This window comes from Prevotella sp. HCN-7019 (genome assembly GCF_037890215.1).
In the GTDB taxonomy this organism is placed as follows: Bacteria; Bacteroidota; Bacteroidia; order Bacteroidales; family Bacteroidaceae; genus Prevotella.
Map to the genome: position 1 here is coordinate 81,009 of NZ_JBBKBO010000010.1, position 22,908 is coordinate 103,916.

General features: G+C 48.7%; 18 protein-coding genes and 1 tRNA gene. 9 read left to right on the forward strand and 10 right to left on the reverse strand.

Translation table 11 applies throughout. From position 1 onward, the window contains the following. Positions 1–315: 315 nt before the first annotated feature. The 4 genes from WKT13_RS11670 to WKT13_RS11685 all read left to right on the forward strand — a co-directional run bounded on the left by WKT13_RS11670 (position 316) and on the right by WKT13_RS11685 (position 6,704). Positions 316–3,717, forward strand: a complete 3,402-nt coding sequence (locus WKT13_RS11670) for a DEAD/DEAH box helicase (RefSeq protein WP_340324005.1) — start codon at positions 316–318, stop codon at positions 3,715–3,717. Positions 3,718–4,057: 340 nt separating this feature from the next. Then, positions 4,058–4,636: a porin family protein gene (locus WKT13_RS11675; RefSeq protein ID WP_340324006.1), complete on the forward strand. Its 579-nt coding sequence runs from the start codon at positions 4,058–4,060 to the stop codon at positions 4,634–4,636. 1,160 nt (positions 4,637–5,796) lie between these two features. Continuing rightward, on the forward strand, positions 5,797–6,264 hold the full coding sequence (gene greA / locus WKT13_RS11680; protein ID WP_298617647.1) for a transcription elongation factor GreA: 468 nt from the start codon (positions 5,797–5,799) through the stop codon (positions 6,262–6,264). A gap of 35 nt (positions 6,265–6,299) precedes the next feature. Continuing rightward, the gene (locus WKT13_RS11685) at positions 6,300–6,704 is read left to right on the forward strand and encodes an HIT family protein (protein ID WP_298617650.1); all 405 of its coding nucleotides are present in this window, start codon (positions 6,300–6,302) and stop codon (positions 6,702–6,704) included. Positions 6,705–6,799: 95 nt separating this feature from the next. Here WKT13_RS11685 and WKT13_RS11690 read toward each other — a convergent pair whose 3' ends face one another. Then, positions 6,800–7,891: a mannose-1-phosphate guanylyltransferase gene (locus tag WKT13_RS11690; protein ID WP_340324007.1), complete on the reverse strand. Its 1,092-nt coding sequence runs from the start codon at positions 7,889–7,891 to the stop codon at positions 6,800–6,802. 235 nt (positions 7,892–8,126) lie between these two features. Here WKT13_RS11690 and WKT13_RS11695 point away from each other — a divergent pair. The 4 genes from WKT13_RS11695 to WKT13_RS11710 all read left to right on the forward strand — a co-directional run bounded on the left by WKT13_RS11695 (position 8,127) and on the right by WKT13_RS11710 (position 11,622). Then, a tRNA-Leu gene (locus WKT13_RS11695) sits at positions 8,127–8,208 on the forward strand. 592 nt (positions 8,209–8,800) lie between these two features. Beyond that, entirely contained in the window at positions 8,801–9,679 is an 879-nt protein-coding gene (locus WKT13_RS11700; RefSeq protein WP_340324008.1) for a lysophospholipid acyltransferase family protein, read from the forward strand. A 42-nt stretch (positions 9,680–9,721) separates the two neighbouring features. Next, complete coding sequence (locus WKT13_RS11705; RefSeq protein ID WP_340324009.1) at positions 9,722–10,714, forward strand: Stealth CR1 domain-containing protein; 993 nt, start codon at positions 9,722–9,724, stop codon at positions 10,712–10,714. A gap of 35 nt (positions 10,715–10,749) precedes the next feature. Then, on the forward strand, positions 10,750–11,622 hold the full coding sequence (locus tag WKT13_RS11710; protein ID WP_340324010.1) for a glycosyltransferase family 92 protein: 873 nt from the start codon (positions 10,750–10,752) through the stop codon (positions 11,620–11,622). An 871-nt stretch (positions 11,623–12,493) separates the two neighbouring features. Here WKT13_RS11710 and WKT13_RS11715 read toward each other — a convergent pair. From WKT13_RS11715 to WKT13_RS11755, 9 genes are all read right to left on the reverse strand, one after another. Further along, positions 12,494–13,435 carry a stealth family protein gene (locus WKT13_RS11715; RefSeq protein WP_340324011.1) on the reverse strand — a complete coding sequence of 314 codons (942 nt, stop codon included), beginning with the start codon at positions 13,433–13,435 and terminating at the stop codon, positions 12,494–12,496. Between the two features lie 47 nt (positions 13,436–13,482). Continuing rightward, entirely contained in the window at positions 13,483–14,523 is a 1,041-nt protein-coding gene (locus WKT13_RS11720; RefSeq protein WP_340324012.1) for a polysaccharide pyruvyl transferase family protein, read from the reverse strand. Between the two features lie 62 nt (positions 14,524–14,585). Then, positions 14,586–15,368 carry a glycosyltransferase gene (locus WKT13_RS11725; RefSeq protein WP_340324013.1) on the reverse strand — a complete coding sequence of 261 codons (783 nt, stop codon included), beginning with the start codon at positions 15,366–15,368 and terminating at the stop codon, positions 14,586–14,588. Positions 15,369–15,375: 7 nt separating this feature from the next. Beyond that, positions 15,376–16,185 (reverse strand): glycosyltransferase, encoded by an 810-nt coding sequence (locus WKT13_RS11730; RefSeq protein ID WP_294461529.1) that lies wholly within the window; start codon positions 16,183–16,185, stop codon positions 15,376–15,378. 367 nt (positions 16,186–16,552) lie between these two features. Beyond that, positions 16,553–17,491, reverse strand: coding sequence for a Ppx/GppA phosphatase family protein (locus tag WKT13_RS11735; protein WP_298617676.1), 939 nt, complete (start codon positions 17,489–17,491; stop codon positions 16,553–16,555). Between the two features lie 32 nt (positions 17,492–17,523). Next, positions 17,524–19,605 carry an RNA degradosome polyphosphate kinase gene (locus WKT13_RS11740; RefSeq protein ID WP_340324014.1) on the reverse strand — a complete coding sequence of 694 codons (2,082 nt, stop codon included), beginning with the start codon at positions 19,603–19,605 and terminating at the stop codon, positions 17,524–17,526. A gap of 188 nt (positions 19,606–19,793) precedes the next feature. Next, complete coding sequence (gene nadD / locus WKT13_RS11745; protein ID WP_340324015.1) at positions 19,794–20,384, reverse strand: nicotinate (nicotinamide) nucleotide adenylyltransferase; 591 nt, start codon at positions 20,382–20,384, stop codon at positions 19,794–19,796. 63 nt (positions 20,385–20,447) lie between these two features. Further along, positions 20,448–21,032 (reverse strand): guanylate kinase, encoded by a 585-nt coding sequence (gene gmk, locus WKT13_RS11750; protein ID WP_340324016.1) that lies wholly within the window; start codon positions 21,030–21,032, stop codon positions 20,448–20,450. 71 nt (positions 21,033–21,103) lie between these two features. Further along, positions 21,104–21,979, reverse strand: a complete 876-nt coding sequence (locus tag WKT13_RS11755; protein WP_340324017.1) for a YicC/YloC family endoribonuclease — start codon at positions 21,977–21,979, stop codon at positions 21,104–21,106. Positions 21,980–22,405: 426 nt separating this feature from the next. On the opposite strand from WKT13_RS11755, the gene WKT13_RS11760 reads away from it, so the two are divergent. Continuing rightward, entirely contained in the window at positions 22,406–22,906 is a 501-nt protein-coding gene (locus tag WKT13_RS11760) for an RNA polymerase sigma factor (RefSeq protein ID WP_340324018.1), read from the forward strand. Positions 22,907–22,908 lie beyond the last annotated feature (2 nt).

Here is a 22,908-nt window from a genome sequence, read left to right on the forward strand (position 1 = left end):
GCAACTGTTGTCTGATGCAAACTTACTGAATTTTTCCGGACATACCAAACAACATATCTTAAAATGTAATGGTAGGCTGTGAGCGTGTGCATGTGTTATATGCGGATTTCAAAATAAGTAAGGCTTTTTCAGAAACTTTCATTAAATAATGATTAATTTTGTGGATTGCCGGGGCAGGAAATATTCCTATGCTCGTTTATTATTTTGCCGTGTGATAGTATTTAATTGCATAAGCAACAAAGAATCTTATGTTATTGTAACATATTTTAGACATATCATCAGCAATATACAGGCACTAATAAACAGATTAAGAAAATGATGTATAAAAATATTATTAAGGAGGAATTATATCTCCTCGTGGAAAAACTGAAAAATACGGAGAGTCCGGATGCCAATAAAATAATGCTTGAGGTGTTGGATAAGTTGTGTGGTATTGCGTTGGATGATAAAGATTGTACTAATGCAAATATGCAGCAGCGACTTGACGATTTGTGTCGGATATTCCATTTGTCTGTCAGTGAAATAAATTCTGTAGGCAAGGTTAAGCGTGATGCAAACAGCCATAAGGAATTATTACCTGAGGACCTTTATCGTGATAGACGGGTATTGTCAGACCTGATTTCTAATGTGTTCTCTCATTCGGAGCTATTTGTTAATAAATCCGAAAAGGTAGGTCGGATTGAATATGATATAAATAAACAAAAGCTGGACGAATCGGATAATTATATAAGATGTCGTGTTATTCGTTATGATGATGATTATATCACAGTGAAAACTAAAGGTATAGGCGACGGCACGGAGCTGCGTGTGTCATACGGTACGACAGTGACCGGCGACGAGTTCGGTTATCTGCGCGACATACTGCGCAGGGATATGCAACTCAATCTGCTCGATGTGCGCACGTCGGGCGATATGGTTACGGCCGGACAGATAGTGGTGGAGCCCGACTTTCTTGTGGACATCAGTTCGCTGGCGGCATGCTTTGAGGAATACGGCCACCATCCGCTGCTCTACACACTCAACCGTCTGAAGGAACGTCCGAATACTTATCATACCATACTTGGAAACTTCGCAGGCATGGTGCTTGACGATGTGATAAACAGTCAGCACTTCTCCCTGAACGATACAATAAGGAAAAACTTTCGCGAAAAGGCCATAGAGTATGCCACATGCAGAGGTTTCCGCCCGGCAGAATTCATGAAAGACGCCTCGCAGCAGACGCGCAACATCATGCAGATAACCGGAAGTCTGTTTCAGACATACGACAAAACGAAAGTGCTGCTCGAACCTTCGTTTGTGTGTGAGATGCTCGGTGTGCAGGGGCGTGTGGACATGATGACCTCTGACAAGCGAATGCTTGTCGAACAGAAATCGGGCCGCAACATACACATAGAGCGCAACAGCGAGAACAGCAGTGGCGGGAAATACATAGAAAAACACTACGTCCAGTTGCTGCTTTACTACGGTGTGCTGAAATACAACTTCGGTCTGAAGGAACATGAACCTGACATCATGCTTTTATACTCCAAATATCCTATGCCCGACGGACTGATGCGCACGGAGCATTTTGAGAGCGAACTGCGTGAGGCCATACGCTTCCGCAATCTTGTTGTGGCACAGGAGCATGTCATGGCGAGCGAGGGTTTCGGCTCTGCGATAGACAACATAACACCCGAAACGCTGAATACTAAAGGCATGAGCGGTTTCTTCTACGACACTTATCTGCTGCCGCAGCTCAAGGAAGTGACCGACCTGCTGGGCGGACTACCGCCGCTCGAGCGTGCCTACCTGTGCCGTATGACAACCTTTGTGCTCAAGGAGCAGCAACTGACAAAGACTGGCTGCCTGGCAGGACCGAGCTGCAGCGTGGCCGACATGTGGCGCATGAGTGTTGAAGAAAAACTCGACGCCGGCAGCATGTATGTAGGACTGGAACTTGTAGAACTTGAGAAAAACCAGACAACCGGCAGCTATGACCTGCTGACGCTCGACGTGCCGGAGTGTGGCGACGACTTCTCGCCCAACTTCCGGCGTGGTGATATGGTTTATGTGTATGCTTATGCCGAAGACGGACAGCCCGACGTGCGCCGCAGCATCCTGTTCAAAGGTGTGATGGTGAGGATTGAGGCCGGTCGTGTGTCGGTGTGTCTTAGCAACGCGCTACAGAATCCCGACGTGCTGGCTCGCCGCGACAGTCAGGGCCGTCGGCTGTTGTACGCCATAGAACATGCCGGCAGCGACGTGGGCAGTGCCGCCACCATGCGCACACTCTTCGACTTTGTCACCTCGTCGCCCGAACGCCGTGCGCTGCTGTTCGGCCAGCGTGAGCCACGCCGCGACACGTCGGTGAGACTTACCAAAAGCTATGGTGACTATTTCGACGACCTGTTGCTGCGTGCCATGCAGGCCCGCGACTATTTACTGCTCGTAGGCCCTCCCGGTACGGGTAAGACCTCTACGGCCATGCGCTATATGGTGGAGGAACAGCTGGCAGCCGAGGGACGTCCTTCGGTGTTGCTCACGGCATACACCAACCGCGCTGTGGACGAGATATGTTCTATGCTCTGCGATGCCGGCATAAGTTTTCTGCGGCTTGGCAGCGAGTACAGCTGCGACGAGCGTTTCCGCCCATATCTTGTTGGCAACATGGTGGAGAATAATCCGCGTCTGGACGATCTTAGACTGCGGCTCATGGAAGAACGCGTGTATGTAGGCACCGTGACGTCGCTCATGTCGCGGCCGTTCATCTTCGCGCTCAAGCATTTCGCGCTCGCCATTGTGGATGAGGCCGGACAGATAACCGAGCCGGGGCTTGTAGGACTGCTCGCCGCCCACAAGCCGAAGAGTATGATGGAACCTGCCATCGACCGTTTCATACTCATCGGCGACTACAAGCAGCTGCCGGCGGTGGTGCAACAGAGCGTGGAGGAGTCGGCCGTGAACGAACCTTGCCTGAACGAGGCAGGAATAAGAAACTGCCGTGACTCGCTGTTCGAACGGCTCATCAGGAACGAACGACGTGCCGGACGCGAGGACTTCATCGGACTGCTGCGCCGTCAGGGACGCATGCATCCGGACATAGCCGCCTATGCCGGCGCAATGTTCTATGCCGACGAAAGGCTTGAGCCTGTGCCTTGTCCGCATCAGGAGGAAACGGCACCCGGCTATCAGGAACCGCCTGCCGACGAAAGGGACGAGGTGCTTGCAAAGGAACGGGTGATATTCATCCCGTCCGGAAAGACCGACGACGGTCTGCGGTCGGAGAAGGTGAACGCCGGCGAGGCGCGTATCGTGGCCGACCTTGTGGCGCGCATCCGACGCATGGCAGGCAGTGCGTTCAGTAATGAGAATACAATAGGTGTCATAGTGCCATACCGGAACCAGATAACAATGATACGCCGCGAGATGGAGCGTCGCGGCCTCGATTGCGCCGCAGATATATGCATTGACACGGTGGAGCGGTTCCAAGGTTCGCAGCGCGACGTGATAATCTGTTCGCTTACGGTGAACAACGACGCGCAGCTCGACTTTCTCACGGCCAACTGCTTTGAGGAGAACGGCCGGACGATAGACCGCAAACTAAACGTGACACTCACCCGTGCACGCCGGCAGATGATACTGACGGGCAACCCGGAAATACTCTGCCACAACGGTGTGTATGCCGAACTGATGGAGCGCATACGGCATGACGGAACGTACATGGAATGGCCTTTGTGAACAGACGGGCGATTACCGCATCTGCCGCACGGTTCCATGTCGTGTGAACCGTGCGGATATGATATCGCGGCGTAAGCCGCGCCATGTGACAGTGGCTTCAAAAATGCGTGGCGCTTTGAAAAAAGACGCATAAAAGCTTTGCCCGTATCTTATTTTGTCCTATATTTGCAAATGCGACAAGTATGTCGCTGCCCGTTCTCTGTACGGTTTGAAGGCCGTCAGAGTGGTGTCTGGAGATATACCGGACGAGGGCGGATACATATTGAAGCGAGAGATAATCAACCCTGCTCACAGGTCTTGCGGCCGGAGCGGAAAGTTTAATTTAAAACACTAAATCATTATGAAAAAAGTTATTCTTATGGCAGTTCTGATGCTTTCATCAGTAGCTACATTCGCACAGCATGCTGTGGGTTCTCTGACTGTTCAGCCTAAAATAGGTATGAATTTCGCAACTCTTACAAAGGCGGATGACTCAGAGTCGAGAATAGGTCTGGCCGTAGGCGCAGAACTTGAATATCAGGTTACTGATATCTTCAGCATTTCCGGAGGCGCATTGTATTCTCAGCAGGGATGCGAATGGTCTGAGGACGGAAGAACTGAAACAATGAAACTCGACTATATCAATATTCCTATATTGGCTAACGTGTATGTTGTTAAGAATCTGGCAGTGAAAGTCGGTGTTCAGCCGGCGTTCAACGTGAACAGCAAGGCCAAGGCTTCACAGGGAGATGAAAGCGCTGAAGCAGGTCTGGACGCAGCCAAGACATTTGATTTCTCTATTCCAATCGGTCTGTCTTACGAGTATAAGAACTTCGTACTGGAAGGACGTTACAACTTCGGTACAACGAAGGTGCTTGACACAGCAGACTGCAAGAACAGCGTATTCCAGCTGACACTGGGCTACAAGTTTGACATCTAAAAATCTTGAAAGAGATTTTATTCGAATACTTAATACTCAGGAGGGCGGTGTCGAGAGACATCGCCCTCTTTGTTTTGCGGTGTGTCAGTCGGGTTGTTGTGGGGCAGGACAATGTATGTATATGCAACGGTGAAAATAAAAGAAGAGTTCTGCAGAAATTCAACGGTGATTGCCTGTAATAAAGAAACAGCGTTATCTATTCCGTATTGACGTTGTTGCTTTCAGCCAAAAGATTATCAATCGGAGCAGTTACAGATTTTCAGTATCCTGCGATTTTTTCGACAGAGTTTTCTGTTCTACCCCGAAAAATAAGCGAGAATTTGCGGGCCGACTCTCCTTCGGACGTAAATTCGCGAGAAATCAGAGGTTTGTGCAATATACTGAATGTCAATGGTTTATAATCAATAGTTATTTTCCTGACCTGCAATAAGCACCATTTCGGCATGCGAGATTGCCCATATCAGGGGCTGAAACGCACCACATCATGCCCTGATACAGACAATATCAGACCCTCAAACGGGCATTATCAGAACGTCAAATGAATTTTTCCGGATCATGCTTCACGGTAGATGACAATGCCAAAAGTTACGAAGCGGCCTTTGTTGTGTGTGATTTAACATTCTTTTACATCTCTTTTGCGATTTTATTTTGTCAAAAAAAAGTCAAGAAAAACTGTAAGTCCATCGTTAGAGTTTTCTTGAAAAACGCCGGTATGACGTGCAGTGAGACATGCGGGCGACATGCTCCCTTCTTGCGGTGAGCATTTATTGGTTGTGACAACGTGAGTATCTGTTCTGAACAATCTGTTCTTGCGAAGTCGTGCCCGGATATATATGCATACGCCGGATATGTTTCTGTATGTTTGTGCAGTGCGGATGTCGCCTTGCCGTGAATCATGCGTCATGCCGTGCGGTCGGCATGAACGGTGCGTGGGGTTGTACGGGGCGGATTTTATGAAATACACCATAGTATTTTAACAAATGCGCTGCGATTGTTATTAATTGTATAAATATTTGTGTTACAGAAAATAAATTCATATCTTTGCAACAGAATATTATTATAAAGGACAAGGATAAGGAATTCCGACGGCAAGACTCGCGTGTCGGAATTCTGTATTTTTTTGTCCACTAAGAAAAACTAACTAATAAAATTTCAAGATTATGGCTTATATGTCACAAGAAGGCTACGAGAAGCTCGTGGCAGACCTGAAACAGCTCGAAGCTGTGGAGCGCCCAAAGGCATCGGCCGCTATTGCAGAGGCCCGCGACAAGGGTGACCTGAGTGAAAATTCCGAATACGATGCAGCCAAGGAAGCTCAGGCTCATCTGGAAGACAAGATAAACAAACTGAAACAGACAATCGCTGAAGCTAAAATCATCGATACCTCACGCCTCAGTGCGGACATGGTGCAGATTCTCTCGAAGGTGGAGATGACCAACATGACCACAAAGGCCAAGATGACTTATACCATCGTGAGCGAGAACGAGGCCGACCTGAAAGCCGGTAAAATATCGATCAAGACTCCTATCGCGCAGGGATTGCTCAACAAGAAGGTGGGCGACATTGCCGAGATAACTATTCCGCGCGGAACAATAAAGCTGCGTATCGACAAGATCACCATAGAGTAAGAAGAACGTAAAAATCAATCTAAAAGCGTAAGGTTATGGGAATATTTGCAAAGATTGCGGCCGGAGAGATTCCAAGTTACAAGTGTGCCGCCAACGATGAGTTCTATGCTTTTCTCGACATCAACCCCATGGTGAAGGGCCACACGCTGGTGATACCCCGCCGCGAGGTGGACTACATCTTCGATATGGAGGACGACGAGATAGCACGTTTCCAGGTGTTTGCCAAGAAAGTGGCCCAGGCCATAAAGGCAGCGTTCCCGTGTGTTAAGGTGGGGGAGGCCGTTCTGGGACTTGAGGTGCCTCACGCACACATACATCTCGTGCCGATGCAGTCGGAGAAGGATATGAACTTCTCTGCTCCGAAGCTGAAGCTCAGCGACGAGGAGTTTGCTGAAATCGCAGCAAAAATATTCGCCGAGTACGAGAAAATAGCCGGCTGATACAAGCCGCAGGAAAAAGGAAAAGGCCTTATGTCGCACTTCGGGTGAGCGTCATAAGGCCTTTTCTGTATATTGTCGTGTGCAGGCTTAACCTGTTATACGTATTCGTCGCCTTTCTTCATCTGCACCTCATTGACGAATTTGCGTACAAGGGCCGACGAGTCTTCCTTCTTGCAGATGAGCAGTACATTGTCTTTCTCTGCCACGATGAAGCCCTCAAGTCCGTTGATGATGGCCAGACGGTCCTTCGGCAGTTTTATCACGTTGTTGTGGGCGTCGTCTATCATCACGTCGCTGTCCACCACCACGTTGTCGCCTTCGCCCTTGTGTATGGCTTCGTATATGCTGTGCCATGTGCCGAGATCGGCCCATCCGAACTCACATTTCATCACGGCTACGTTGTCGGTCTGCTCCAGGAATCCGTAGTCGAGCGACAGGTTGGGGTATGACGGAAAGTTCTCGCGTATGAAGTTTTTCTCGTCCTCAATGGTGAAGTCGGGGTTCTCCTCGTCGAAGGTTCTCAGTACGGGAGGCAGTATCTCGCAGAAACGGTTGAATCCGTAGCGCGCGTTGGTGAAGAAGAGACCTGTGTTCCAGTAGAACTCTCCGCTCTCCATGAACATTCTGGCGAACTCGCGTTCCGGCTTTTCTGTGAACGACTGCACCATGTATACGTTGTTGCCCACTGGCTCACCGGTCTGTATGTAGCCGTAGCCGGGTTCTGGACGTGTCGGTTTCACGCCCATTGTGAGTATGCAGTCGTGTGTGCTCACAAAGTCAAGTCCTTCGTTTATGTTCTTAGCGAACATTTCCTCGTTCTGCACAATCTGGTCGGACGGCGTGATGACGATGCTTGCATCCGGATTGATGTGCAGTATTCTGTGAGTGGTCCATGCCGCGCTGGGAGCCGTGTTACGGTGTATCGGCTCGGCCATGATGTTCTGTTCGGGCAGCTCCGGAAGCTGTTCCTTCACGATGTCGGCATAGTTGATGTTAGTGTTTACATATATATTCTCATGCGGAACAATCTTTGAAAAACGGTCGAAGGTCTGCTGTAGCTGTGTGCGTCCGCATCCGAAGAAGTCCACAAACTGCTTCGGGAACTGTTCACGGCTCCAAGGCCATAGCCTGCGGCCTTTTCCTCCTGCCAGAATAACGCAATAGTTGTTTTTAGGATTAGTTCTCATGACGTTTTTATTTTAAAATCAATTACTTCAGCTAAAGTACGAAGTTCCACTGATATTGCCAAGACTTTTATATTTATTTTAAGAATAACCACGAATTATAAGATATTGTCACGCATTTGCCTTAAATGCGTTGTATAGCCCGGACAAAAACCTTTACATTTCTGATAATTCAAAAAAAATCAGGCGAAACTTTTGTTTTTCCAAAATTATATAGTAAATTTGCACTCGCATTTATGCCCAGATGGCGGAATCGGTAGACGCGCTGGTCTCAAACACCAGTGGAGCAATCCGTCCCGGTTCGACCCCGGGTCTGGGTACAGAAAGACGGCTGAGTATTGGTTTCCAATGTTCGGCCGTCTTTTATTTTGTGTATATGGTTGTGTGCCGGTTTGTTTTAATCGTTCTTTCTGACGCTATTTGGATAAATCCTTTTAATGTAGATGTTCTTGAAGTATGGCATAGAAGAAACTGTTTTTATGATATTTCTTATTATAACGGGCAAATGGACGCATGATGTTCGTAATGTATGTGCATGACCGGAAATATCACTGTAATGTCAGAAAGATTAAATGTTAAATCATATTTATATTACATTTAATGTGTGAAATAAGCGGAAAATGGGAATTTTAGATTATTTTTGCAACATATTCTTAATATAACCTCAGTTTGTCGGAAATTCGGAAGCACGTATCGTGTGTTTGCGGATGGCATATCAGTGCGTGGCAGTTTGGAGACTGGCGTGTGGCGCATCCGGCGTTATATGAGGTAGGACAGGCATTGTGTGACGTGGTGACTATTTTATGATAGTGCACCAAATGGTCTGTTTGCCTGTACATGGCATTTCATTCCGTTGTGACAGACGGTAGGTGGAATAATTGAGTGTGTATTAAAAAAAACGTTTAGGAAAATATGACATATCATCTGCTGTATTTTTTCTTGAAGTTGTTGTCGTATATCCCTTTCCGGGTGATGTATGTCATATCAGACGTGTTGTATGTTCTGATATATTACATATTCCGGTACAGGCGGGCAATTGTCCGTAAGAATCTCACGGAGTCTTTCCCGGAGAAAAGCTCGTGTGAGATAATTGATATCGAGAAGAAGTTCTACCGTTTCTTTGCGGATAATCTGCTCGAAACGTGCAAGATGACAACCATTTCGCGTGAAGAGATGGGACGGCGGATGAAGTTCATCAATATGGAAACATTCAACGCCGTACAGCGCGAAGGAAAGTCTGTGGCTCTTTATATGGGACATTTTGGCAACTGGGAGTGGTGTTCTTCTATGCCTTTGTATTTTGAGAAAGGCACTACTTCGGCTGAAATATATCACAAACTGCGCAATGAGAGTATGGACCGTCTGATGATGCGCAACCGCGAACGGATGGGTGCTATGTGCGTGGAAATGCGCAAGACAGCGCGTTATATAAACGAGCAGGCCAAGGCTGGCAGCACCTGTGTTGTCGGATTCATTGCCGACCAGTCGCCGCGGAAACGTGACTCACGTTATTTCCTGCATTTCCTTAATCATGAAGTGCCTGTTCTGGTAGGAACGGAAAAGATAGCCAAGCATTACGGATTTGAGGCATGGTTTCTCAATGTAAGGCGAGTGAGAAGAGGTTTTTATGAAGCTGAGTATGTGCGGATGCACGAAGACCCCAAGTCATTGCCTGACTTTGAACTGACAGCCATATATTTCCGTATGCTCGAAGAGGCCATACGGAGACAGCCGGAACTGTATTTGTGGACACACCGGCGTTTCAAACATGCGAGAAAGCAGGAGGAATGAAAATAACACAGAGTAAAATATAATTAGGAATTCTATTGTATCATGGATATAGATTTTGTGATTACATGGGTTGATATGGACGACCCGCAGTGGCAAGCGGATTTTGCAAAGTATTCCGGTAAGAAGGAAAACACCAAGAACGGAGTGTCGGAGGCACGCTTCCGTGATTATGGTTTCCTGAAGTACTGGTTCCGCGGAGTGGAGAAGTTTGCACCGTGGGTGCGCAAGATACATTTCGTTACCAGTGGCCAAAAGCCTGAGTGGCTTGACGAGAACAATCCGAAGATAAACCTGGTGAACCATAAGGATTATATCCCGGAGGAATTCCTGCCCACATATAATTCGGTGGTGATAGAGCGTTATCTGCATAAGATACCTGATCTGGCCGAACATTTCGTATACTTCAACGATGATTTCTATATCATCAACAATATTACGACAGAGCGCTTTTTCAGGAACGGACTGCCTTGTGATATTGCCACTTTCCTCTACAATCCGTCTTGGTCGCAGTGGTACAGGAGGATAAAGAACAACCTGAAGATAATAAACCGCTACTTCGACAAGAAAGAAGTGATGGCGCGTGATCATGACAAGTGGTTCCATGAGAGTTATGGTTCGAGGGCGCGCTGGAATTATATACTGAAACCTTACGGCAAGTTTATCACCCTGCGCACGCCACACAACGCCCAGCCTTATCTGAAAAGCACCTTCGAAGAGGTGTGGGCCGTGGCTGGAAAGGAACTCACCGAGACATCCGTCAACAGATTCCGTGCCCTGAACGACCTTACTCCGGAGCTGTTCCGTACATGGCAGATATGCCGCGGAAACTTCGAACCGTACAACACATACAGCGACACAAAGATGTTCCCGCTTATGATCAGACCCAAGCAGGCGGTGCGTGCGATATACAATCAGTCGTATTCTCTGATATGTCTGAACGATAATGTGCACATCCGCAATTACGAACAGGTGATGGAGAATATACGCAACGCGTTTGAGAGCATTCTTCCAGAGAAGTCGAGTTTCGAGCTATAGGGCGTTCCTGAATAACAACTTAGTTGCAGAAAGGTATGGATAAAGTATTTGCGGAAATAATTGCCGGAGTGATACCTCATAAGATGACGCGCAACAAATGGCGTGGCATACTCCGTTACGGATTTTGGAAGGCGATAAGACTGAAGTACCGTATGAGACGCGATCATACGCCGCCGAAGTATTATCTGACGGTATGTGCCATAGCAAAGAACGAAGGTCCTTATTTCAAGGAGTGGATTGAATGGCATCACAAGATGGGAGTGGAGAAGTTCTACATATATGATAATGAGAGCACCGACTGCACGAAAGACGCCCTGAAACCGTATGTTGAGTCCGGACTGGTGGAATATCATTATTGGCCCGGCAGCAAACAGCAGCTTCCTGCATACGATCATTGCTTTGAGACCCACAGAACCGAGGCACGCTGGATAGCCGTGATAGATCTCGACGAATTCATTGTTCCGATAAAAGACCGTAGTATTCCCGATTTCCTTCACCGGATGGAGAAGTTCTCCGTTGTGGAGATAAACTGGCTGGTCTATGGAAGCGGTGGTGCGAAAAAGCGCGAACCGGGCGGTGTAATGGAGCGATTCAGATGTCATTCGCTGCCTGAACACAGGCTGAACACGCATGTAAAGAGCATTGCCGATCCGCGACGTGTATGCACGATGACCGGATGTCATGAGGCGGCGCGCATATCCGGCCGGGCTGCCGATTCGCACGGTGTGCCGTTGAAGAAAGGTTTCCGCGACCGCGTTCCACAGCAGGACGTAATCCGAATAAATCATTACGCGGTGAAATCATACGAGGAATTTCTCGCCAAACGTGCCCGCGGACGTGCCCGCATCAACACCCTGAGGGATATGGGATACTTCGACCGCTACGATCTGAACGACATTAAGGAGTGACAGACTGAATATTGTGTGAGACAATATAAGATAAACAATGTGTCCGATATGCGATTTGCTTAAATAGTGCAATCATATATCGGACACATTTTTTATGGTTCTTATTCCGTCCAAGAGGAGTCGTTGTGGGCTTTTACTGTTATTCTTGAACTGCCGGGCACTGATGCATAACCTGCCGGCAATGCATGACGGTATAAAGCGTGAGAGCGCTTTTTCTCATGTTAAAGGCCTGTTCCCACAACCGATGATTCATCGCCGCCGGGTCGGTGCAAACTGTCCGTGTTTTCTCTTGCGGCTCATTCCGGCTTTTTTAAAGAAAACTCGGACGACATACTTACAGTTTTTCTTGACTTTTTTTTGACAAAATAAAATCGCAAAAGAGATGTGAACAGATGTTAAATCACATACAATAAAGGGCATTTCATATAGAATGGTCTTTTCATATACCCTATGACGTAGGTCGGAATAATTCAATTCGCGTTCCGATAATGCCTGTTTTATGGTCCGGTTAAGTCCATATCACGGCATGATATTAAGCATTTCAGCCCCTGATATGGGCAATATCGCATGCCGAAACGGTGCTTATTGCAGGTCGGAAAAATGGTTGTTGATTGTAAGCTATTGATGTTCAATATTTTGTGTAATCCTCTCAGAATTCGCGAATTTGCGCCCGAAGGAGAGTCAGCCCGCAAATTCTCGCTTATTTTTCGGGGTAGAACAGAAAACTCAGACCGAAAAACCGCCGGATACTTAAAATCTGTAAGTACCCTGATTGATTCTCTTTCAGCAGAACTCTACGGCACAGATAAGGGATTGGATCCGCGGCCTTCTGTTGCTGCCAATCCAATCCCGCTGAATGTCTATCGTGCCCTTATTTCTCAAACGACGCTTTCTTCGGGAAGCGTTTCTCCAGATATGCTTTCTCCCTCATCCGGTCTTCGTCTGTGGCATATTCCGAGTCGTTCATGCAGAAAAGCATCGGACGTTTTCTGTCAAGTCTTGCATAATGTCTTTCCTTGTGTATCATCACATGCATCGACTCCTCTTGTGTCACATAGCGGAGTATTCCGTGTTTCATGGCAAGTATGGCATAGGAAATCACACTACGGTGCACATCGTTGTCACTTCTTATTTTATTGAGGTTGTTTGTCTTGAATTCGTCACAGAATACATCCTCCACCATCCGCCTGTAATCGCTTTTCAGGTAAGCGTCTATGTTGTGGTGGGGCATTCCTGAGTAATAATGTCCGAACTTTTTTTCCACCATCTCAGATGAGCGGGCAATCATACTGCTGTAGTTTTTCAGCGGTTTCTTGCGTATCTTCTCACGCCAGAACCATCTCAGTTTTCTTAAAGGCTTGCGTGTGAGACGTATAATCGGCCGGCCGTCCGGTGTGAAGAAATCCTCCGGCGATACGTTTTTATTAATGAACGTGTCGTCGTTGGCTATCAGAAAATGTTCCTCCAGTCCCGGTATGCGGTACAGGAAATGCTCTATCAGGCTGGAGTTGAAGCAAGGCAGACTCTCCGGTGGCATTATTTCACGGTGGTCTATGATTTTCACTTTAGAATTGTTCGTGTCCAGCCATTCGGGTATCTGGTTGTCGGTCACAATGAATATCTTCTTTATCCACGGCGCATACTGCTCCACCGACCGCAGACTGTATTTCAGCTCATCGTTGTTTGCGTATCGTCCTTTGCAGTTTACGGGGCTGTTTTCGTCCGGCATGCCTATCAGAGCATTGCGTTTTGCCTGCCACGCAGGGTCGTTCCCGTCAACCCAGAGATACACCATATTTATGTCCATGTCCATATTTTCGAATGATTTTGAATATCGGAATCTGTTTCTGATCCGTCGTATTATGAATTTTCCTTGGCTATGAAACTCTTGCAGGTTTTTATCAACGTGTCGGCGTAGTTCCTCCATGAGACTTTGTTTGCAGGCACGTTGGATATTGATATCTTCTTGTTCTTGTCAAACCGGAAGTTCGTTTCAAAGCCGTTACTGCTGAAACTTATTATGTTGAACAGTTCGCGCAGTCCTCCCATTCTGCATTTTTTCTTTTCCGACATACCTGCGCTGTCTGTAAGAATTATCGGCGTTTCCAGTCCCAGGGAAGGCAGGGCGCAATGTATTCTTGACGTCACTATCAGCCTGGCCTTGGCGTATTTTCTGACAAGCCGTTCTGCTTCAGCCAGACGTTCGCTGTCTGTGTTGAATTTCGACAGATAGCCTTTGTTTCTCTGTGATATGTATTCGGCCTCCAGCAGTGTTTCTTCTGTGAACAGTTTTATGTACGCACGGTAGAAACGGCATGCGTGTATGCGCTTCTTGAAACCCTTCTTGCTGGGCATCTTTTCTGCTATTCTTCCGATGGTATTCCATTTACTCCGGTGCGACAGCATCCACAGAGTGTTGTATATCTCATCATATACTTTCTTCTTTTTCGGGATGAAGGGATCGACGAAATAGCATTTGTCTTCTCTTTCCTCCGCCTTGTAGGTCATTCCAAGCGTCAGCGTCAGGCATGCGGAGAAGTAGGCGTCCACGCCTTTTTCCCTCAGCATGTCTCTCGTATAAAAATCTCTGCATCCTATCGGCTCGTGTTTTTTCAGATAACTGATGCTATCTTCCGATAGCATGGCGTCCTTTGCCGATACGTTTATGTGGAATGCGACAAACAGCGGATCTATCTTCTCCGACGGCGGCCATTGCTCCGGATGGTGCATATACCATCCGTTCATTATCATCCTGCATCTTGCGCCGTCGTAGTCTTTCAGCTTCTCTCTTTGTATGAAGCCGTCTTTCGCGGGAAGAAACTGCGCCGCAGCCAAGGCTTGTATATAGTCGCCGATGTTTACCTGTTTCTCAGTGCTGATTGCCAAAAGTTTATATTCCATTTCTCATAGCTTTGACAGCAAGTCCGGCGTTGTCTCCATTGCCGGCATGCATTGTTGTTTTATCACTTTGTGTGCTCTATTCTGCGTCTTACGTCAGGATAATGTTTGAGAATATTTTCGAGTGCTTCACGGTTGCGGTCGTCGCCCGGTTTCAGATTAACGGTCTTCAGTGCGAACTCCCTTGGCTTGCCAATCTCGTGCGTATGACTGCGTCCGTTGGGCAACGGCACGACATAAGTGCCACGCGATACGGCCGCCGCCCAGAACCATACGTCGTCATTGGTCGGAGCCAGTTTCATATAAATCTCTGCGTCGAGCATAGTCTCGTCGAGCGAGTGGGGCGGATACAGCACGCCGCCCACACCGGTCTGCATTGCATGATGGTCGAAGTGATGACGTCTGAGAATGAAGTCATACCACTTGTATTTTCTCCACTTCTTGTATGGAACGCCTAACTGCACTTTTCTGACGCGGTGGGCTATGATGGCATCCGGCAGCCGTTTGTGCAGCTTGAGCAGGTCGCGCAGCATGTTGGCGTGGTAGTATATGTCGTCGTCGATGGTCACTATCACGTCGTTAGGGAAGTCCCTCAGTGCCGGTATGAGCTTCTTGTACGATCTGATTTCTGCCGGATCGAATCTCACTTCAAATATGTCACATTCGCGTTTCAGCTCTTCGAGTTCCTGCGGGAGTTTCTCTTCCGGAAACTTCTGCGTGTCCAGATACAGCACAATCCTGTCTGGCAGCACCGTACCTTCCAGTACTGAGCGTATGGCCTGCACCGCATAAGGTATTGCCGCAGGGAAAGATGTCAGCGAAACAATTATTTTCTGTCCGTTATACATTTCTGTCTTATTGGTTTGCGTGAATGTCCTCCTCTAGTCTCCGACCTATTTCCGGATACTCATCTATTATGGCTTTCAGTGCGGCCGCATTTCTGTCGGTACCGGTCTTGAAGTTCACCGTCTTGAGCGACAGCTCCCGCGGCTTATTCACTCCCTTGGGTTTGTTGTGTCCGAAAGGCACCGGCACCACACATCTGCCGTTGGCCACGCCTGCTGCCCAGAACCATATGTCGTCTGTTGTAGGCGCTATGCGTGTGAACAACTCTACATCGAGCATCTCTTTTTTCAGTGCTCCGGGCGGATAAAGCACACCTCCCACACCCGTCTGTATGTTTCTGTAGCTGCGGTGTATGCGCTTTGTCAGGAAGTGATACCATCTGTATTTTCTCCATGTGCGGTAGGGACGGCCCGGCTTCATGAGCTTGGCGCGGTGGGCCAGAATAGCGTCCGGCATCTCTGCATGCAGCCTGAGCAGATCGCGAAGCATGTGTCTGTGATATGCCACGTCATCGTCTATCGTCACTATCACTGCGTCAGGAAAGTCCTTGAGTGCCGGAATCAGTTTTCTGTACGACCTTATGTCGGTGTCGTAGTTTCTTATTTCAAACACGGGGTTATGCTCAGACATGCTTGTCAGTTCCTTGGGAACACCGTCTTCGCCGAACTGTGAGAAAGTGAGATACAGCACAATCTTGTCCGGGAGCACGGAGCCGTTCAGGACAGACTGTATGGCTTTTGCTGCATAGGGTATCGCTGCCGGAAATGAGGTCAGCGATACTATGACCTGTTGTTTGGGCATATTAGAGTCTGTGTTCATTTTGTATGGAGTTTTGATTTCACTTTCTGCCGTCAGCAGAGATACATACACAATGATGGAAAATACAACCTTTCTGGTTGTGGGGTTCCGATTACAAAGTTAGTAAAAAAAACGGGAAAAGTCCATTCCGCCCTTAAAGAATGAGGACATGCCGTTTTTTTCGTATTCTGATGCAATACGGTTTGTTGAACGGTTCTGTGTTTTTGCGTTTTTCTATGGAAACAAAAAGCCGAAACGGTTGGCAGAGCTGTCATGCTATTTGTTCCGCCAACCGTTTCGGTATGAGTGTATATATGGTATTATTGTATGTCTTTGTTCCGTTGTTTTTCTTATGGAATTGAGGTGTCGAGACCTCTTTCCGCAACGGTCAGGCCTGTTCCTTGTCGCCGCAGTGGTCTTTAGCGTACAGGCTGTCTATTATTCCGTCGGCCAGACCTATCACCGGTACGTGTACATATTCGGCCTTTACTGTGTCTGCAATGGTGAGGAATATCTTTGCAGCCGGCACGATAACGTCGGCGCGGTCGGCTTTAAGAGCATATTCCTTCATGCGTTGTTCCGGCGTGAGAGGCTCCAGCATTTCGTAGAGAGCCTTGAGTTCGCTTACCGGCAGACGCTGTTTCTTCTTGTCCTTCTTCTCCGACATGCGGTACAGTTTATTGATGTTACCGCCAGAACCTATTATGTTTATGTTGTCGAAGTCGGCAGTTAGTCGTTTCAGGTCATTTTTCATGGTCTCCCATGTCTCGTCCTTCACTGCGCCGCTGAGCATTCTCACTGTACCGATGTTGTATGAGAGCGACTGCACCAGCTGTCCGTTTGTCAGCAGGTTTATCTCTGTACTGCCACCGCCCACGTCCACATAGATGTAGTTACCCGTACGGTCCTCAAGACATTCTATGTGGTTGTTGTATATGATGCGCGCCTCCTCCTGACCGTTTATGATCTCTATGTTGATGTCAGAATCCTTCAGTATCTTCTTTATCACGCTTTTTCCGTTGCGTGCGTCTCTCATGGCAGAGGTGGCGCAGGCGCGGTAGTCTGTCACCTCATATATCTTCATGAGCTGGCGGAAGGCCTTCATCAGTCGTCTGAGGTTCTTCGCTTTCTTCTCCGATAACTCACCAAGTGAGAAGACATCAAATCCCAACCGCAATGGCACACGCAGCAGCAGAGCCTTCGTGAGGCGTTTGCTTACCAGATTCTCATCATCGTCTTCTTTCTTTATAAGCAGTCGCACAGCATTAGATCCAATGTCTATTGCCGCGTAACATTTCTTTTCTGTATCAGTCGTTTTGTTGCACATATCTTTCGTTGTTTTGTGTTTCAGGCTGAGGCTCACGCATCTGCAGCCTGTTGTTCCTTGTAATATTTATAAAGTTCTTCCTGCGATCTGAATATTGCTCCGTCCTCTGTTGTCCAAGGTCTGTTCTCTCCCGTGCCGTCGACAAGGCGTCCCTGCATTGTGTCGCGCAGGCCGTAGTCTATCACTCTTTCCAGATCCTCCTTTATTTTTTCGTCATATACAGGCGTTACCACCTCAATGCGGTTGTCCAGGTTGCGCGGCATCCAGTCGGCCGAACCAATGAAGCATTTCTTCTCTCCACCGTTGGCGAATATGTATATGCGTGAATGTTCCAGATAACGGTCTATTATTCCGCAGATGCGTATGTTGTCGCTTTTCCCCGGAATGCCTGTCACGAGCGAACAGTTGCCGCGAACCAGCAGGTCTATCTTCACACCATTCTCCGATGCCTCGTACAGTTTCTTCACCATCTCCGGCTCTGTTATGTGATTTATCTTCACCTTTATGTATGCCGGTTTGCCCTGCTGTTTGTTCTTTATCTCGTTGTTTATCAGTCTGATAAACTTCTTTTTCATCTCGTTTGGCGATACGAGCAGTTCCTTGAATGTAACGGGAATATAAGGTTTCTCGATGAATGTAAATACAGAGTTGACATCTCTCACAACGTTCTTCGCCGCAGTCATGAGCATATAGTCGGTATAGACACGTGCATTTCCTTCATGGAAGTTGCCTGTACTTATGCATGCTATGTCGCTGCCGTTCTTCATTCCGATATGTGTTATCTTCGAGTGTACCTTCAGATTTTCCACTCCGAATATCACGTGTATGCCTGCATCCTGCATCTTCTTCGACCAGTTGATATTCGATGCCTCGTCAAAACGTGCCAGCAACTCTATGACCACCGTCACCTTCTTGCCGTTGCGTGCTGCTCCGATGAGAGCCTTTACTACCTTCGAATCCTTGGCCAGACGGTAAAGCGTGGTCTTGATGCTCTTCACCTCCTTGTGTATGGCGGCTTCCTGTAGCAGGCGTATGTAGTAGTCGAAGCTGTGGTATGGCACGTGTATGAATCTGTCGCCGCTTTGCACAAGGCGCAGCAGACTCTCCTGGCTGCTGTTGACCTCGGGGCGTACTATCGGTTTCCATGCCGGATACTTCAGATCGTCGCGTCCGCAGTCGGGAAATGCCATCAGATCCTTATGGTTGTGATAGCGTCCTCCGGCCAGTACAGTGTCGAGCTTGTCGAGGTTCAGCAGGTTCATGATGCGCTTTTGCAGGTCTCGCGGCATGTTCTGGTCGTAGATCACTCTCAGCGCGTCGCCCTTTCTGCGGCTCTTCACTCCCTTCGAGATTTTCTGCAACATGCCGTTGCGCAGGTCGTTGCCCATCTCCATCTCGGCATCCTTCGTGAATTTGAAGGAGTAGGCTTCGAAATGCGTGTATCCAAGTCCGCCGAAAATGAACGGCAGACAGTAGCGTATCACGTCGTCCACATACATCAGATATTTGTTCTCCTCCCTGTCTGGCAGTCGGACAAATCGTCCGCTCACCGACACCGGCAGTTCTATCAGGGCGTAGTCGCTCGATTTCTTGCCTTCGGCGTTCATCTTCACGCCGAGGTATATGCTTTCGTCCGTTTCGTCGGTCAGCTGTTTGGCAGCAGTTATCCACACGGGGCTTACAAAGCCGCTGAGCTTCTGCCGGAAGAACAATCTGACGTACTTCTGCTGCTGTTCGTCCAACTCGTTCTCGTTGAGCAGGAATATGTGTTCGTCTCGCAGACGCTGTGTGACGTCGGCTATTGCTTCCTCATATTCTTTGGCGTAAGTGTTGTTCAGCTTGTTTATGCGTTTTATCAGCTTCTGTGCATGCTCCTTCTCCTTTCTCAGGGTCTTGTCCTCACACTCGGCAATGCGGCTCAGCGTTGCCATGCGTACTCTGAAGAATTCGTCGAGATTGTTTGAGTAGATGCCGAGAAAGCTCAGACGTTCCAGCAACGGGACGTTCTGTCGGGTTGCCTCCTGCAGTATGCGGCGGTTGAAATACATCCAGCTTATGTCGCGGTCGATATAACTTTCCTGTGCTTTTTTCTTGCTGCTTGTACTGTTTGCCATAGTTTGTTGTATATTTTCTGCAAAGGTCGGATAAACATACTACAATTATGCTACACTTCTGTTACAATCCCGATACAGCCTTGCTGCCGGCGTTTTTCATGATGTGGTGTATTCCGCCGTGCGTGCGGCGTGTCGGGGTGTGTGCGGGGTGTTATGTCGGAATGTTGTCTGCGGCAGGTGTCCGGAGCTTATACGGCTGCCGTGGTGCCATAGTATTTTTCGGCCATGTCCACTATGTCTGCCGGCACCAGACGGCTGATATCCCGGCCTTCTTTTATGAGTTGCCTTATCTCGGTGCTACTCACGTCATACAGACCTGTGTCAACAAGCTGTGCGCAGGACGGCAACGACAGCGCGTCCACGTCGTATCCGCGGCGCGGATATATAAGAATGTTGCACGTACGCATTATGTCGTCGGCATGATACCAGCGGCCGAAGTGCGCCCAGTTGTCGGCGCCAATCATCAGCACAAACTCTCTGTCGGGATAGTCGCGCCACAGAGACTGAAGCGTATGCCACGTGTACGACGGCCGCGGCAGTGCGAACTCGTAGTCGCAGGCCTTCAGATGTGGCTGTCCCTCGAGTGCCCTGCGCGCCATCTCCAGCCGTTTTGCATCGTCGAGCAGTGTGTCGCGCTCCTTCAGAGGGTTCTGCGGCGACACCATGAACCACACTTCGTTCAGCCCGACTTTCTCTATCATCTGCCGTGCTATGGCTATGTGGCCGTTGTGTATGGGATTGAACGAGCCGCCGTAGAGTCCTGTGCGTATTTTCTTCATGTGTCCAGTCTGTTGTCTTGCTGTCATATACGGTGTGTGACTGTCACCGTGTACAGCGTCTGTTCAGAGTCCGAGGAACTCCTTGACGATAGCCATGGTCTCTTCTTCGGCCTTCTGCAGGTCGTCGTTCACCACCACTTTGTCAAACTGTCCAGCAAACGACAGTTCGAATTCGGCGCGTGCTATGCGGTCGTTTATCACTTCCGGAGCATCCGTTCCGCGTCCTTCAAGACGGCGGCGCAGTTCGTCTATCGAGGGTGGCTGGATGAAAATGCTTAGGGCACGGTTGCCATAGAACTTCTTGATGTTGCATCCTCCTTTAACATCAACGTCGAACACTACGTTGTCGCCCTGTGCCGACTGTTTCTCAACTTGCTCTTTCAGAGTGCCGTAGAAGCGGTCTTTGTAAACTTCCTCATACTCCAGAAACTCGTCATTCTCAATGCGGCGGCGGAACTCATCGGGTGTTATGAAGAAATATTCCACTCCGTTCTGTTCAGTTCCGCGCGGCTGGCGGCTTGTGCACGATATGGAGAATGCCAGACGCAGTTCCTCGTGTTTCATCAGCCAGCTTATGATAGTGCTCTTTCCGCATCCGCTCGGTGCGGAGAATATGATAAGTTTTCCGGTCTTCGTATTGTCGTTCATGTGTCAGTGTTTTTATATTACAGCGGTGCGTACGTGTCTGCACGGACATGTCGCACCGGCCATGTTGTTTATCAGAGTGCGTTGAGCACCTGCTCCTTTATCTGTTCCAGTTCGTCCTTCATTTTCACCACGATGTTCTGCATTTCGGCATTGTTGCTCTTGCTTCCGGTGGTGTTTATCTCGCGTCCCATCTCCTGTGCTATGAAGCCCAGCTTCTTTCCCTGTCCGCCGTCCTCGTTCATGGTCTCGCGGAAGTAGGTCAGGTGATTTGCCAGACGCTGTTTCTCTTCGCTTATGTCGAGTTTCTCGATGTAGTATATCAGTTCCTGCTCCAGGCGGTTCTTGTCGTATTCCACGTCGGGTATGGCCTTCAGACCCTCTACAATTCTCGCCTTGATCTTCTCCACGCGTGCTTTCTCGTATGGTTCGATGCTCTTGAGCAGTGCTCCTATGTTGTCAATCTTCTCGGTGAATTTCTTCTGCAGTGCCGCTCCTTCCTGGTTGCGGAAGTCGATGAGCCTGTCTATTGCCTCGTCGATGGCCGCACGCGCCGTGTTCCACTCTTCGTCATCGAGTTCCTCCACGTCGGTTTTTGTTGTCACGTCGGGCAGACGCAGCAATGTGTGAAACCAGTCCTCCGGCTCGGGTATTCCCGTTGTTGCGGCTATTTCCTTTATCTGGCGGTAGTAGTTCTCCACCAGAGCCGCGTTTATCGGTGTGGCGTCAGTGGCGGCATCCTTCTCTATCCATATAGAGAAATCCACTTTTCCGCGTATCAGTCTTGCCGTTATTGTCTGTCGGATCTCCATTTCCTTCTCGCGGTAGAGCGGTGCTATGCGGGTGGAAAGGTCGAGGGTCTTGCTGTTGAGCGACTTTATTTCCACATGGATTTTCTTACCTTTGCAGGCTGCGGTTGCCTTGCCGTAACCGGTCATTGATTGTATCATATACGTATTCTGTTTATGCAGACGTTGCCTTGTTCAGTCTGTTTGTTGTTTATAAGATTCATACTCTGAAGCGTCACCGTGGCAGAGATGTGCCTTCTGACGGTTGTCGGGTGACGTTTTATCTGCTGCAAAAGTACAAAAAAATATAACGCCGTGTCTCGTTTTGTTATATTATATTTTTTCGGATGCCTTTTGTCGTGAGGCCCGACGGAGTGTCCTGTGGATGGTTGTGGGTGTGGTGAACTGTATAAATATGTACTGCCGATGGTAAAATTATTGAGAAATGAACAGCAAAGACTGTGCGGTCGTAGGTGGAATGGGGAAAAAGTTCCGACAGGGGAATGAAGAAATAGGGATAGAATGAAAAAAATGTGATACTGATGTCACGTTTTTTTGTTTCAATCGTTTATAATTATGAAGGACGAAATGAGAACCGACGAATTCAATAACACGATAATACCCATGCGCGGTGAGCTGAAAGAGCTTGCCTGCCGCCTTACCGGCGACGCAGACGCTGCGGAAGACCTGGTGCAGGAAGTGATGCTCAGGCTGTGGAACATGCGCGCCTCGATAGACGGAGAGGGTGGCCACCGTGCGCTCGCCTTCACCATAATGCGCAATCTTGCCAACGACCGCTGGCGCCACGGACGCTACGAACAGGGACGCGCCGCAACGGGTGAACCCATCGGCGACGACGGAACGGCGGTGGAGGCACGCGATGAGGCCGACCTCGTGAGGCGCATTGTGGAGAGTCTGCCCGATCTTCAGCGCATGATATTCCGCATGAAGGAGATAGAGGGATACGACAGCAGCGAGATAATGCAGATAACGGGCTGCTCGGCAGAGAGCCTGCGCAAGAATCTGTCGAGGGCGCGCATGAGAATCCGTCAGGAGTTTGTCAGACTTACGGCAGTGCACCGCAGCTGACA